7 protein-coding genes, 16 tRNA genes and 1 rRNA gene (1 of these 24 only partly in view) are annotated in these 12,668 nt (G+C 56.3%); 21 read left to right on the top strand and 3 right to left on the bottom strand.

The features are described 5' to 3' along the window. The 18 genes from ACFSKT_RS21625 to ACFSKT_RS21540 all read left to right on the top strand — a co-directional run. Positions 1-2,389: ribosomal RNA gene (locus tag ACFSKT_RS21625) — 23S ribosomal RNA — on the top strand (it extends 541 nt beyond the left edge of the window). Positions 2,390-2,554: 165 nt separating this feature from the next. Then, a tRNA-Asn gene (locus ACFSKT_RS21620) sits at positions 2,555-2,630 on the top strand. A gap of 6 nt (positions 2,631-2,636) precedes the next feature. After that, a tRNA-Ser gene (locus ACFSKT_RS21615) sits at positions 2,637-2,724 on the top strand. 15 nt (positions 2,725-2,739) lie between these two features. Continuing rightward, positions 2,740-2,814: transfer RNA gene (locus tag ACFSKT_RS21610), tRNA-Glu, on the top strand. A 19-nt stretch (positions 2,815-2,833) separates the two neighbouring features. Continuing rightward, a tRNA-Gln gene (locus ACFSKT_RS21605) sits at positions 2,834-2,908 on the top strand. 6 nt (positions 2,909-2,914) lie between these two features. Continuing rightward, positions 2,915-2,987 (top strand) — tRNA-Lys (locus ACFSKT_RS21600). A gap of 15 nt (positions 2,988-3,002) precedes the next feature. After that, positions 3,003-3,088 (top strand) — tRNA-Leu (locus ACFSKT_RS21595). Positions 3,089-3,097: 9 nt separating this feature from the next. Next, positions 3,098-3,184 (top strand) — tRNA-Leu (locus ACFSKT_RS21590). 4 nt (positions 3,185-3,188) lie between these two features. Further along, positions 3,189-3,263 (top strand) — tRNA-Gly (locus ACFSKT_RS21585). Between the two features lie 7 nt (positions 3,264-3,270). Continuing rightward, positions 3,271-3,347, top strand: a tRNA-Arg gene (locus tag ACFSKT_RS21580). Positions 3,348-3,355: 8 nt separating this feature from the next. Further along, positions 3,356-3,432 (top strand) — tRNA-Pro (locus tag ACFSKT_RS21575). A 105-nt stretch (positions 3,433-3,537) separates the two neighbouring features. Further along, positions 3,538-4,701 (top strand): MFS transporter, encoded by a 1,164-nt coding sequence (locus tag ACFSKT_RS21570; RefSeq protein WP_377718159.1) that lies wholly within the window; start codon positions 3,538-3,540, stop codon positions 4,699-4,701. 147 nt (positions 4,702-4,848) lie between these two features. Further along, positions 4,849-4,923, top strand: a tRNA-Glu gene (locus tag ACFSKT_RS21565). A gap of 9 nt (positions 4,924-4,932) precedes the next feature. Beyond that, positions 4,933-5,009 (top strand) — tRNA-Met (locus ACFSKT_RS21560). 11 nt (positions 5,010-5,020) lie between these two features. Further along, positions 5,021-5,097 (top strand) — tRNA-Asp (locus ACFSKT_RS21555). 15 nt (positions 5,098-5,112) lie between these two features. After that, positions 5,113-5,188, top strand: a tRNA-Thr gene (locus tag ACFSKT_RS21550). A gap of 10 nt (positions 5,189-5,198) precedes the next feature. Continuing rightward, a tRNA-Leu gene (locus ACFSKT_RS21545) sits at positions 5,199-5,285 on the top strand. Between the two features lie 3 nt (positions 5,286-5,288). Further along, a tRNA-Gly gene (locus ACFSKT_RS21540) sits at positions 5,289-5,363 on the top strand. Positions 5,364-5,576: 213 nt separating this feature from the next. On the opposite strand, the gene ACFSKT_RS21535 is transcribed toward ACFSKT_RS21540, so the two are convergent. After that, entirely contained in the window at positions 5,577-6,446 is an 870-nt protein-coding gene (locus tag ACFSKT_RS21535; protein ID WP_377718160.1) for a helix-turn-helix domain-containing protein, read from the bottom strand. Between the two features lie 159 nt (positions 6,447-6,605). Here ACFSKT_RS21535 and ACFSKT_RS21530 point away from each other — a divergent pair, with 159 nt between their 5' ends. After that, positions 6,606-7,439 (top strand): amidohydrolase family protein, encoded by an 834-nt coding sequence (locus ACFSKT_RS21530; protein WP_377718161.1) that lies wholly within the window; start codon positions 6,606-6,608, stop codon positions 7,437-7,439. Between the two features lie 118 nt (positions 7,440-7,557). Here the strand turns inward: ACFSKT_RS21530 and ACFSKT_RS21525 are convergent, their stop codons facing one another. Next, positions 7,558-8,439 carry a DUF6999 family protein gene (locus tag ACFSKT_RS21525; RefSeq protein ID WP_377718162.1) on the bottom strand — a complete coding sequence of 294 codons (882 nt, stop codon included), beginning with the start codon at positions 8,437-8,439 and terminating at the stop codon, positions 7,558-7,560. Continuing rightward, a complete protein-coding gene (locus ACFSKT_RS21520) occupies positions 8,436-10,310 on the bottom strand; it encodes a 3-oxoacyl-[acyl-carrier-protein] synthase III C-terminal domain-containing protein (protein ID WP_377718163.1) in 1,875 nt (624 codons plus the stop codon). Before ACFSKT_RS21520 ends, ACFSKT_RS21525 begins: the two co-directional genes overlap by 4 nt. A 222-nt stretch (positions 10,311-10,532) precedes the next feature. Here ACFSKT_RS21520 and ACFSKT_RS21515 point away from each other — a divergent pair, with 222 nt between their 5' ends. Both ACFSKT_RS21515 and ACFSKT_RS21510 read left to right on the top strand, forming a co-directional pair. Next, positions 10,533-11,363: a transglutaminase domain-containing protein gene (locus tag ACFSKT_RS21515; protein WP_377718164.1), complete on the top strand. Its 831-nt coding sequence runs from the start codon at positions 10,533-10,535 to the stop codon at positions 11,361-11,363. 85 nt (positions 11,364-11,448) lie between these two features. Beyond that, positions 11,449-12,600 (top strand): metallophosphoesterase, encoded by a 1,152-nt coding sequence (locus ACFSKT_RS21510; RefSeq protein ID WP_377718165.1) that lies wholly within the window; start codon positions 11,449-11,451, stop codon positions 12,598-12,600. The last annotated feature ends 68 nt before the right edge of the window (positions 12,601-12,668 follow it).

The raw sequence follows: 12,668 nt of genomic DNA, 5'->3' as shown, positions 1-12,668 counted from the left end.
GGAGTGAAATAGAACCTGAAACCGTGCGCTTACAAGAAGTCAGAGCCCTCTATATGGGTGATGGCGTGCCTTTTGTAGAATGAACCGGCGAGTTACGTTCACGTGCAAGGTTAAGTCGGAAAGACGGAGCCGCAGCGAAAGCGAGTCTGAATAGGGCGATTGAGTACGTGGTCGTAGACCCGAAACCGTGTGATCTACCCCTGTGCAGGGTGAAGGTGCGGTAACACGCACTGGAGGCCCGAACCCACGAATGTTGAAAAATTCGGGGATGACGTGGGGGTAGCGGAGAAATTCCAATCGAACTCGGAGATAGCTGGTTCTCCCCGAAATAGCTTTAGGGCTAGCCTCGGTATTGAGAGTCATGGAGGTAGAGCACTGATTGGGTGCGGGGCCCGCCAAGGGTTACCAAGTCCAGTCAAACTCCGAATGCCATCGACTTATAACCGGGAGTCAGACAGTGAGTGCTAAGATCCATTGTCAAGAGGGAAACAGCCCAGACCATCAGCTAAGGTCCCCAAGTGTGTGTTAAGTGGGAAAGGATGTGGAGTTGCAAAGACAACCAGGATGTTGGCTTAGAAGCAGCCACCATTTAAAGAGTGCGTAATAGCTCACTGGTCGAGTGACTCTGCGCCGAAAATGTAACGGGGCTAAACACACCACCGAAGCTATGGATTGCAACTTTGTTGCAGTGGTAGGGGAGCGTTGTATGTAGGTTGAAGTCAGACCGTAAGGACTGGTGGACAGCATACAAGTGAGAATGCCGGTATGAGTAACGAAAAGACAAGTGAGAATCTTGTCCGCCGAAAGCCTAAGGGTTCCTGAGGAAGGCTCGTCCGCTCAGGGTAAGTCGGGACCTAAGGCGAGGCCGAAAGGCGTAGTCGAAGGACAACAGGTTGATATTCCTGTACCACCGTAGCCGTTATGAGCAATGGAGTGACGCAGAAGGATAGTAACGCGAGCTGATGGAATAGCTCGTCCAAGCAGTGAGGCTGATGTGTAGGCAAATCCGCGCATCGTAAGGCTGGGCTGTGATGGGGAGGGAAAATTACAGTACCGAAGGTTATGTGTTCCCGCTGCCAAGAAAAGCTTCTAGCCAGGTCAAGGTGCCCGTACCGCAAACCGACACAGGTAGGCGAGCAGAGCATGCTAAGGCGCGCGGAAGAACTCTCGTTAAGGAACTCGGCAAAATGACCCCGTAACTTCGGGAGAAGGGGTGCCTCGGTAGGGTGAATAGCCCTAGGGGGCCGCAGTGAAAAGGCCCAAGCGACTGTTTAGCAAAAACACAGGTCTGTGCGAAGCCGTAAGGCGAAGTATACGGGCTGACGCCTGCCCGGTGCTGGAAGGTTAAGGGGAGTGGTTAGGGGCAACCCGAAGCTATGAACCGAAGCCCCAGTAAACGGCGGCCGTAACTATAACGGTCCTAAGGTAGCGAAATTCCTTGTCAGGTAAATTCTGACCCGCACGAATGGCGTAACGACTTGGGCGCTGTCTCAACGAGAGATCCGGTGAAATTTTAATACCTGTGAAGATGCAGGTTACCCGCGACAAGACGGAAAGACCCCATGGAGCTTTACTGCAGCTTGATATTGGACTTTGGTACGATCTGTACAGGATAGGTGGGAGCCGTTGAAGCCTGAGCGCCAGCTTGGGTGGAGGCGCCGTTGGGATACCACCCTGATCGTATCGGAGTTCTAACCCGCCACCCTGAATCGGGTGGGGGGGACCGTGTCAGGCGGGCAGTTTGACTGGGGCGGTCGCCTCCTAAAATGTAACGGAGGCGCCCAAAGGTTCCCTCAGAATGGTTGGAAATCATTCGAAGCGTGCAAAGGCATAAGGGAGCTTGACTGCGAGACCAACAAGTCGAGCAGGGACGAAAGTCGGGCTTAGTGATCCGGTGGTACCGAATGGAAGGGCCATCGCTCAACGGATAAAAGCTACCCTGGGGATAACAGGCTTATCTCCCCCAAGAGTCCACATCGACGGGGAGGTTTGGCACCTCGATGTCGGCTCATCGCATCCTGGGGCTGAAGTAGGTCCCAAGGGTTGGGCTGTTCGCCCATTAAAGCGGTACGCGAGCTGGGTTCAGAACGTCGTGAGACAGTTCGGTCCCTATCTGTCGTGGGCGTAGGAAATTTGAGAGGAGCTGTCCTTAGTACGAGAGGACCGGGATGGACGTACCGCTGGTGTACCAGTTGTTCCGCCAGGAGCACCGCTGGGTAGCCAAGTACGGACGGGATAAGCGCTGAAAGCATCTAAGCGTGAAGCCCCCCTCAAGATGAGATTTCCCAATTAGTAAGACCCCTGGAAGACGACCAGGTTGATAGGTTCGAGGTGGAAGTGCAGCAATGCATGCAGCTGACGAATACTAATCGGTCGAGGGCTTATCCTAAAAGCAATCACGGAGTGAATGCTATCTTCGGAAGCATCTTCTGTGAACATTCGGAGAATGTTCACTTCGGAAGCATTGCTTGCTTCGGAGCGACATCTTCGAAAAAAACACAGCTAAAGTGTTGAGTTTCGTATCCAGTTTTCAAGGTGCAACACTCCTGAATATTCCCTGATAGCTCAGTTGGTAGAGCACTCGACTGTTAATCGAGTTGTCACAGGTTCGAGTCCTGTTCGGGGAGCCATTCCATGGAGAAGTACCCAAGTGGCTCAAGGGGACCCTCTGCTAAGGGGTTAGACTGCGTAAGTGGTGCGAGGGTTCGAATCCCTCCTTCTCCGTTCTTCTCTCAATAAGGCCCGTTGGTCAAGGGGTTAAGACACCTCCCTTTCACGGAGGTAACAGGGGTTCGAATCCCCTACGGGTCACCATCTTAGAATATTCAAGTGTTGGGGATTAGCCAAGCGGTAAGGCAACGGACTTTGACTCCGTCATGCCAAGGTTCGAATCCTTGATCCCCAGCCATTTTACGAGCCATTAGCTCAGTTGGTAGAGCACCTGACTTTTAATCAGGGTGTCGTAGGTTCGAGTCCTACATGGCTCACTTTTATCTTTATATGCGGTTGTGGTGGAATTGGCAGACACGCTATCTTGAGGGGGTAGTGCCCACCGGGCGTATGGGTTCGAGTCCCATCAACCGCACCATCTCAATATGCGGTCATGGCGGAATTGGCAGACGCGCTAGATTCAGGTTCTAGTGTCAGCAATGACGTGGAGGTTCAAGTCCTCTTGACCGCACCATTATGCGGAAGTGGCTCAGCGGTAGAGCATCGCCTTGCCAAGGCGAGGGTCGCGGGTTCGATTCCCGTCTTCCGCTCCATAAATACGCGCCCTTAGCTCAGCTGGATAGAGCGTTTGACTACGAATCAAAAGGTCAGGAGTTCGAATCTCTTAGGGCGCGCCATTTTATAACGGGATGTAGCTCAGCTTGGTAGAGCACCTGGTTTGGGACCAGGGGGTCGCATGTTCGAATCGTGTCATCCCGACCATCTTTTCAAAGCATGGAATACATAATCTACGCCGATCGCCTCTGGGTGATCGGTTTTTTGATATTTCGGACGTATGCAAGTTTCACGGAATGGAGCGTGGTAAGGATGACGGTTAATGTCCTTCGCATCTATAATATCGTCTATTTTTCGCTGTTTGCGATTTTTCTTTCTTTTCTGCCTGTGTATTTGTCTTCGATCGGGTTATCCAAGACGGAGATCGGCCTGCTCATTGGATTAGGCGGTTTCGTGGGGATGGTCGCGCAACCGATGTGGGGGATGCTTAGCGACCGCTTGCGAACGGTCAAGAAAGTATTGCTGCTGCTCCTTTTGCTGTCGGTCATCGTGGGAACCGTTTTGTTTCAATCGCAGCAATTGCTTCCGCTGTACGGACTCGTTGTGCTCATGTACGTATTCTTTATGCCAACGGACCCGCTGATGGAAAGTTTGAACGTGCAGGTCGCTCAACGACAAGGCGTTGCCTTCGGTTCGATCCGTATGTTTGGCGCGCTCGGCTATGCGGCGGCTTCGATGATCGTGGGGTACGCAGGCGAAGCAGGCGGTACATCGTCCTATGTTTATTTATTCGTCGGTTACGGGGCGCTGGCGCTTCTTCTCGGCTTTCTGCTGCCAGATGCTCCTGTTAGTGCGAAAGTGACGCGCCAAGGCGATTTAAAGGCCTTTCTGAAGGCGAGAAAGACCTTGTTATTCTTTACGCTGATCCTCATTATCTCGATCCCGCACCGCATGAACGATATTTTTATCGGTTTGTATGTGGAGTATCTTGGCGGGAGCACGGTACAGGTGGGCTACAGTTGGACGGTGATGACCGCGGTAGAGGTGCTGTTCTTCGCGATAAGCGGGAGGTTGATCAAACCAGGTCGAGAAATGGCTGTCATCACGTTTGCGGCGGGGTGTTACGCGATCCGCTTCTTATTGAGCGGATTGGCTTCGACACCAGGTGCGGTCGTCTGGCTGCAAATCATGCAGGGTGTATCGTTCGTCCTCTTCTACGGCGCAGCGATACAATTTTTATATCGCATCATTCCGGAAGAATGGAAGGCGACGGGCCAGACGCTCTTGGCCGTGCTGTTTTTCGGCATCTCGGGCGTTGTCGGCTCTACTGCCGGCGGCTGGCTGTTCGATCACATTGGCGGAGAAAAGGTGTATCTTCTCATGTCGGCGCTGGCATTCATCGGTGTTCTATTTAGCGTGGCCGTTCGGAGGTCGATCGAAGAAAAGCCCGGTTCGGAGACCGAAGCGAAGATCTAAGCGGAGCGAGAGCCGATCAGGATGCGGAATACGACGAATTTTTACGTCATACCGCAAAATCTTAATATTTTTCTCGAAAAGTATTGCCAAGTACTTGAAACGTATGTTATATTACTATTCGTTCGTGTGAAACGAACATAATAGTAAGGCCCGTTGGTCAAGGGGTTAAGACACCTCCCTTTCACGGAGGTAACAGGGGTTCGAATCCCCTACGGGTCACCATTTATTTATCGCGGGGTGGAGCAGCTCGGTAGCTCGTCGGGCTCATAACCCGAAGGCCGCAGGTTCAAATCCTGCCCCCGCAACCAATTCTTCATGCGGAGCCGTGGTGTAGAGGCCTAACATGCCTGCCTGTCACGCAGGAGACCGCGGGTTCGAATCCCGTCGGCTCCGCCATTTTTTTCATCATTTGCCGCTGTAGCTCAATTGGTAGAGCAACTGACTTGTAATCAGTAGGTTGGGGGTTCAAGTCCTCTCGGCGGCACCAGTTTTCATATGCGGTCATGGCGGAATTGGCAGACGCGCTAGATTCAGGTTCTAGTGTCAGCAATGACGTGGAGGTTCAAGTCCTCTTGACCGCACCATATGCGGAAGTGGCTCAGCGGTAGAGCATCGCCTTGCCAAGGCGAGGGTCGCGGGTTCGATTCCCGTCTTCCGCTCCATATGCGAAACGAACGTTCAGCGAGATGCTGAACGTTTTTTGTTTTTTTATGTAGGCAACGACATCATAGTGGCGCAGCGACAACAGGGTTGGTGGCCGGGAAAACAAAGCATGCGTATTCTCCTGAGGGATCAGTCTTGGATAATACGGGAGCAGCACGAAGAGCCTCCTTCTTGAGGAAGGAAGGCTTCGTGCGTTTCAAGTGTCGGTTGATTTAAGTAGGGAAATTTAACGTCAGCCGACGAAAGCGCGAAGGCGTGGATCCGGTAACGGCCTTGAACTTTTTGTGAAAATAGGGCAAGCTCTCGAAGCCGCATTGCGCGGCGATGTCGCTGATTTTATCATCGGTGCGGGTAAGGAGTTCTTTGGCGCTAAGGATGCGTTTGGTAAGAATGTACTCCGTGACGTTCATGCCGGTCAGCTGCTTGAATACCCGGCTGAAGTGCGAGGGACTGACGGCGGCTTCGCGCGCGAGCTGCGGCAGATGAATTTCCGCGAAGAGATGCTCCTCGATGTAGTGCAGCGCCTGGCCGATCCAAGGCCATATATGCGGGGGCGGGACGTCGCCGGCGGTAGAAGGCGTCGTATGACGCGCCAGCACGAGCAGCAATTGCTGCAGCGTTAATTGAACTGCTTGCCGGCATCCCGGCCGCTTCTCGCTGAGCTCCTCGTGGATGAGTTCCAGATGCTGCTCGATCGTCTCGCGGTATGTACGCGTATCCAGCTGGTACTGCTTGGCTTGTTTGCTGTGCTCGAAAGCGTCTAGGAGCGAGAACCCGTCTCCGTATACGTTGGGCGGTATGAGGAGCGGGCTGAAATATAAGGCGGTAGCGATGACCGGATCGGCCGCGTCCGGGAGCGTGCGGTGAATCGTGTCGCCGGGGATTAAGAAAAGATCGCCGGGTCTCACGTCGTACAGCGTCTGATCGATGAAGAAGGTTCCGCTGCCGGCATAGATAAAGACGATTTCGTACCAGTCGTGAAAATGCTCGGGCAGCTCGGTTTGCGACGATTTGGTCTCTCGGTAAGCGATATCGAACATGAACGGGCTTCCAGGCTTGATCGGTTTGCGTAATGGTTTCACGTACAGAGGCTCCTTTGAGTCGATTAATCTCGCTTTCTCCTAACATAGCAAGAAAGAGTACAAATCTGCAATGAGAAGCGACTTCTTGGCGAAGATATGCTGATACAATAGAAAAGAACGTCCGTTATGAACCATCCTATTCCACGCAGGAGGGGACTTATGCGTATTGATGCCCATCAGCATTACTGGAAATTAAGCCGGGGCGACTACGGCTGGATCGGTCCGGAGATGCCGGTGCTGTGCCGGGATTATTTGCCCGCCGACCTGCAGCCCGAATTGCAGCGGCATCGAATCGACAAGACGATCGTCGTGCAAGCAGCGGCGACGCTGGCGGAGACGGAATATTTGCTGGAGCTGGCGGAATGCGATGAATCGATCGCGGGCGTAGTCGGTTGGGTCGATATGTTCAGTCCCTCCTATGTTCACGCGTACGAACGTTTTGCCGGACATCCGAAATTCGTCGGGTTCCGCACCATGCTTCAGGATCTTGCGGATTCGTCGGTCATACTCGAACGCGGATATTTGGAGGCGCTTTCTTTCTTCGAGCGGAAAGGCACGCCGATTGATCTATTGGTCAAAACCCCGCAGCTGGACGCGTTGATTGAAGCGCTGGAGCAGGTGCCGCGGCTGCATGCGGTGATCGATCATGTGGCCAAACCGCGCATCGCGGAAGGCATCCAGGAGCCGTGGCGCAGCCAAATGGCGGCGATCGGCGCGATGCCGAATATATACTGCAAGCTATCGGGGATGGTGACCGAAGCGGATCATGAGCGCTGGAAGCCGGAACAGCTGGAGCCTTACATTCGCCATGTGCTGGAGCAATTCGGACCGGACCGCGTCATGTTCGGCAGCGACTGGCCGGTTTGTTTGCTGGCGGGCAGCTATACCGACGTCATGCATGCGCTGGAGTGTGCTTTGCCGGAGACATGGACGTCCGAGGAACGGGAGAAGCTGTTTGGCGGGAACGCGGCGGCTTTTTATCGGCTGAAGTAAGGCGGGCCCATCGCAGCGAAAAGCCGAGCCAGGTAGGGTAGGGTAGGGTAATGTGAAGTCCTTAGGCGGCGCTTCCGGCTCATTTAATCAACCGAAAACGTCAAGTAGGCTTCTTCCGTCAGGAAGAGGCCTCTTGGCGTTTCAACTCGACTAGCGTCGCGTGTAACTGCTCGGTCGCCAGCCCGTGCAGCACGAGCCGGAAGCCGGCGCGCAGGGTGGTCAGCGGCACCATCGGATGCTTATTGTTCACGAGCGCCATCCGCTCATTGCTGCCGACGATGCGGGAGGCGTAGATGCCGATCGTCTCGTCGAGCTGGAGCGAGTTCGTCGCCCGCCAGAAATCGTTATCGGTCAGGAACAGCTGGTAGACCGGCGTGAAGCATTCGATCGCCGTCGTAAGGTCCATGAAATTCGTCCAGCGCCCCGGCATCGGCTCGATCGGAATACGGCCGTGCGTAATCGCGTCGAAGTTCAAGCGCTTCTGCTTCGTAATTTCCAGCCCCTTCTCGCTCAGCTCGCGGTTCAGATTAATGACGAAGTTGTACAGGTTCAGGTCGTGAATGAGGAACAGATCGTCCTTCACCGGTTCCAGATTCGTCGGCTTGAGCGGATTCAGCTCGATCGCAACGCCCGGTATGTTGTCGCGGATGAATTGCAGCACTTCGGAGCCGAGATAGAAGTGGCGCAAAATCATGAAGTTGGCTTCCGGGCTGACGAACGTGCGCATGCCCCAATACAGCACGCGGTGAAGAAGGCGCGACGAGGTCAGTGCCTTGGGCACGACGATTTTGTACAGCTGCAGGACGATGATGAGCAGCCGGGCGAACGGACGCAGGACGGGGAGCAGAAACTGGCGCGATTTGCCGGAGCAGTCTTTGAGGTAAGCGGCCTTGGCTTCCTCGTTGAACGGGATGCTGCGGTCCATGTACAAGGCGAGAAAAGGATCCGGGTCGCGCTTGTCGTGCGTCATCCGCTCAAAATGGTTCGGTTGTTGGCTCATGCGTTCCCCAGCTCCTCTAATTGCAGCACGTAGAGGCGTGCGGTCGTTTTGGCCGTCTTGACGATGCGCGCCGCCATGTCCATTGTCAGCATCGGGTGGGCAATCGCGGTTTCGAGCCGTTCGAAATGTTTCTCGTCCGAGTCGCCGTGATAGATCAGGAACGACACCTGCTCGTCGGTCAGGTTCAGCTGCGCTTGAATCATTTCGCCCCAGTACCGGGCCATGCGGCAGCCAAGACCCTCGATGATCCACATGGCGCCGATCAGATCGAACGGATTATCCCGGCTGGCCCGCTGGAACAGGTAAGCGGATAGCGCCTCGCTGCCGATGTTCTTCTCGCCGGACTGGATCGCGGAGAGTTCGCCGCCGACGGCCGTGTAGTTGCGCTCGAGAATTTGAAAATCCCGATGTTCGTCCCGGGCATGCGCAATGAACAAGGAACGCAGGTCGATATGCTCGATCGCGATGTAGGAGGCGGCGCGGGCGATCCACTGCGAGCCGTCGATGACCTGCTGCCGAATGTTCTCCATGAGCAGCTTATACAGCTCCAACGTGAATTTGCCGTCGTATAGCTGACGAATAGCAGGCACGCGGGCAAGCCTCTGCTCGAAGTCGATCCATACCTGGACGAGCTCCCGGACAAGATAGGCTTGCGTCGCGCTGGCGGCATCGTAGTCCAGATGCGGCGCTTCCGGCTCCCGTTCCTTCACGAGACTGATCGCCGCGGCCGATTGATCGTCCGCGGACCCGACGACGGTCAGCAGCATGAAGGACGTCTGGAACCGTCCGCTCTCCGGCACCATGCAGAGCACCTGCTCGCCTGGCTTCAGATGGCCGTCGTTCAGCAGTTCCTCGAGCATGATGTAGATGGACGCGGCGCCGGTATTGCCTTTGGTGTACAAGTTGGTGAACCAGCGCTCTTCAGGAATGGTCAGTCCGCCGAGCCGGAGCAGGCGGAAGATTTCTTCCCGGAAGAAGTGCGAGGAGTAATGGCAGACCATCCAATCGATTCGCGCCGGGTCGATCCGTCCTTCGGTTACGAGCTCGAAGAGGCGACTCACGCCGACCTTGGGCATTTCGTTCACGAGCCGGATATCCTGCTTGAGATTGATGGCGCCGCGATCCGCTGCCTCCTGAATGGACGGGTAGTCGAGCCAGCTGGCCGGAGCGTCCGCGCCGGAAGAGACGCCGGCGTACATGCAAGCCTCGTAACGGTCGGCATAGGACATGTTGTCGATCCACTCGATCCGCAGCGACAGGCCGCATGAAGCGGGCTGGCGTTCGAGCACCGCGGCGCCGGCGCCGTCGGAGAGCATGAAGCGCAGAAAGTCGGTGTCGAACGGAATGGGACGATCCATAAGGGCGGCTTGCTGCTCGAAGCGAGTGTGTTTGAAAATACGGCTCGGAAACTCGCTGGCGCACGATACGGCGGCCTCGGTCTCGCCCGTCGCCACGCGCAAGAAGGCGTTCTTCATCGCCTGCATGCCGCTTCCGCACACGCCATGGTGAGTTGCGATGTCCATCGCGGGAAGCCCGGTACGCGCATGTACCATGCTGGCAAAGCCCGGTACGAGGAGGTCGCCCTGCGTCGTTCCGGCTGCAAGGAACCCGATCCGCGAATCGAGCGGTTCATGATGGCGTCGCAGCGCGTCGGCAATGGCGTATTGCGCCATCTCGGCATTCGAATAGAGGCTGCGCTGCTGCTTGTCGATCGCGTAGTGCCGGGTGCGAATCCGGTTTTGTTCCAAGATGCGGCGCATGGACTTGGAGCTCTTGCCGCCGATGCGGCCCAAGTAATCCTCGATCTCTTCGTTGCCGACGGGCTGGCCGGGCAGGAACTTGCCGATGCTGGTTATGTAGACGGAATTCATGCTGAAGCCTCCTAATTTGAACGGGGGTGGGCGAAGCTGGATGGATGCTGTTGCTTTAGTCGTATCATCTAAGAATCGCGCCTGTGCGAATAGTACTATTTCTCTCTAGTACCTGAGAAAGAGGACGAACCCGAGGGGGACCGCGCACAAGGCACTCGCCTTTCTTCTCCAAAACAAGGAAGGTATAATGGGGACAAGAAGCTACTTAAGGGGGCTGTCATCATGAGCAGGTTGATCGTTCGTCTAGGACTAGCGGCGGCGGCGTTAACGTTCGGGCTTGGCGCGGAAATGCGCTTCATAGACGCGGAGGCGCTCGCGCGGAGCACCTCGACGCCGTCTGCGCTCGAACGGGAAATCGCGATGCAGGTGGAACAGCGGCAGCCCGTCATTAAACTAGCGTATACCGGCGACCGCGCCGAGCTATCGGCGAACATCGCGGAGCTGACCCGGCGCGCGATCGAAGCGGATGATTATACGGCGTACGTGGTCGATGCTTATTTCTATTCGGTGCGGGCATGGGGAAGCACCGCCACGGTGACGATGAACGTGCGGTACCGGGAATCGGCGGAGCAGACGCGATATGTCGACGAACAAGTTCGGCAGGCGCTGGCGGCCATTATGACGCCCGAAATGAACGACCGGCAGAAGGTGAAGGCGATTCACGACTGGATCGTGCTGCGATTGGCCTATGACGAGAACCTGGCCAGGTACACCGCCTACGAGGCGCTGACGCAAGGCAAGGCGGTCTGTCAGGGTTACGCCCTGCTGAATCAGCGGATGCTGGCGGCGGCGGGAATCGAGAGCCGCATCGTCGAAGGCCAAGTGGACAGCGGCAGTCACGTATGGAATCTGGTCCAGCTCGAAGACGGCTGGCATCACGTCGACGCGACATGGGACGACCCGCTGCCGGACAAGCCCAGGCAGGCCGGCAGCAAGTATTTGTTGATCAGCGATGAGGAGATACGGAAGGACCACCGTTGGGAGAAAGCGTATCCGGCCGCGCGAGGGGAAGCGGGAACGGTGGCGGCTCCCAAGGATGCGACGGCTGATTAAGCGGGAAAGCAGAAAGCAAGGATGGGGATAATCTGGCGGCAACCGGCCAGGTCTGCTTGGAAATTGACATGGGAGTCGGATACGGATGAATATCGTTTCTGCGTTGTTGTTTTTGTTGGTTTTTCTCGTGCTTAACGCCTGGATAAGCTGGAACGGCTCGTTGTTCTGGTCGGCGATACTGCCGGAGGGCATGATGAGCGCGTATTGGATCATCTATGGGGTGATTGCGGTTGCCTATATAGCCGCCATGCTGCTGCGGCGAGCTCTTCCTTATTGGGGCTACGCGCTGCTGAAGCAGATCGGCTCCTATGGATTGGCCGTCTTGTTCTATGCGCTGCTGCTCGTGCCCGCGGGAGACCTGATTTACGGCGTGCTTCGGCTCGCCGGACTAGAGGCGGCTACGGCGCTGCCCGTCGCGGGCTGGACGGCCAGCGGCGGGCTGCTGGTCCTGCTGCTCAAGGGCTCCTGGAACGCGTGGCGCCCGATTGTAAGACGGTATGACATCGAGATCGGGAAATCCGGCGGCGCGTATAAATCGCTTCGCGTCATGGTCGCCTCGGATTTGCATTTGGGGAATATCGTCGGCAAACGGCATTTGAGACGGCTCGTGCGCAAGGCGGAGGAGTTGAAGCCCGACTTGATCCTGATGCCTGGCGACGTGCTCGACGACAGCGTGGAGCCGTTCGTGCGCGAGCGGATGGCGGACGTCATGCGGGAGCTGCGCGCCCCGCTCGGGGTATACGTCTCGCTAGGCAACCACGAATACTACGGCGGTCATATCCCCGAGTATATGGAGCGTATGAAGGCGATTGGCATCGAGGTGCTGACCGACCGTACGGTATTGGTGGCGGATTCCTTCTATGTGGCCGGCCGGAAGGACAAGGCTGCCGAATCCATGCAGAACGGCCGCCTCCCCGTCGCCGAGCTGCTGGCCGGATTGGACCCGGCCAAGCCGATCCTGCTGCTGGATCATCAGCCCTACGGCTTCGAGAAAGCGGCCGAGGCAGGCGCGGATCTGATGCTCTCCGGCCATACGCATAGAGGGCAAATGGCGCCAAACCATTGGATTACGCGGCGTTTGTTCGAGCTGGACTGGGGATATATGCGCAAGCACGCCATGCATGTCGTCGTATCCTCGGGCTTCGGCACGTGGGGGCCTCCGGTGCGGATCGGAAGCCGCAGCGAGGTGCTCGATCTCCGGGTCACCTTTACCGGATCGCAGGAAAAATCCGGCTAAAGTCGGACGGTTGGAAAACGTTGGCTCGGGTACAATGTAGGTGGACAATATTCTGGGAGGTAGGTCAA

This window comes from Paenibacillus xanthanilyticus, assembly GCF_042682185.1.
GTDB classification, from domain to species: Bacteria; Bacillota; Bacilli; order Paenibacillales; family Paenibacillaceae; genus Paenibacillus_Z; species Paenibacillus_Z xanthanilyticus.
This window is presented reverse-complemented; position numbering and strand designations above follow the sequence as displayed.

Excerpts from the sequence above, each read along its gene's own strand:
- ACFSKT_RS21525 (WP_377718162.1), bottom strand. The coding sequence starts at position 8,439 with ATGAGCCAACAACCGAACCATTTTGAGCGGATGACGCACGACAAGCGC.
- ACFSKT_RS21570 (WP_377718159.1), top strand. The coding sequence starts at position 3,538 with ATGACGGTTAATGTCCTTCGCATCTATAATATCGTCTATTTTTCGCTG.
- ACFSKT_RS21515 (WP_377718164.1), top strand. The coding sequence starts at position 10,533 with ATGAGCAGGTTGATCGTTCGTCTAGGACTAGCGGCGGCGGCGTTAACG.
- ACFSKT_RS21510 (WP_377718165.1), top strand. The coding sequence starts at position 11,449 with ATGAATATCGTTTCTGCGTTGTTGTTTTTGTTGGTTTTTCTCGTGCTT.
- ACFSKT_RS21530 (WP_377718161.1), top strand. The coding sequence starts at position 6,606 with ATGCGTATTGATGCCCATCAGCATTACTGGAAATTAAGCCGGGGCGAC.
- ACFSKT_RS21520 (WP_377718163.1), bottom strand. The coding sequence starts at position 10,310 with ATGAATTCCGTCTACATAACCAGCATCGGCAAGTTCCTGCCCGGCCAG.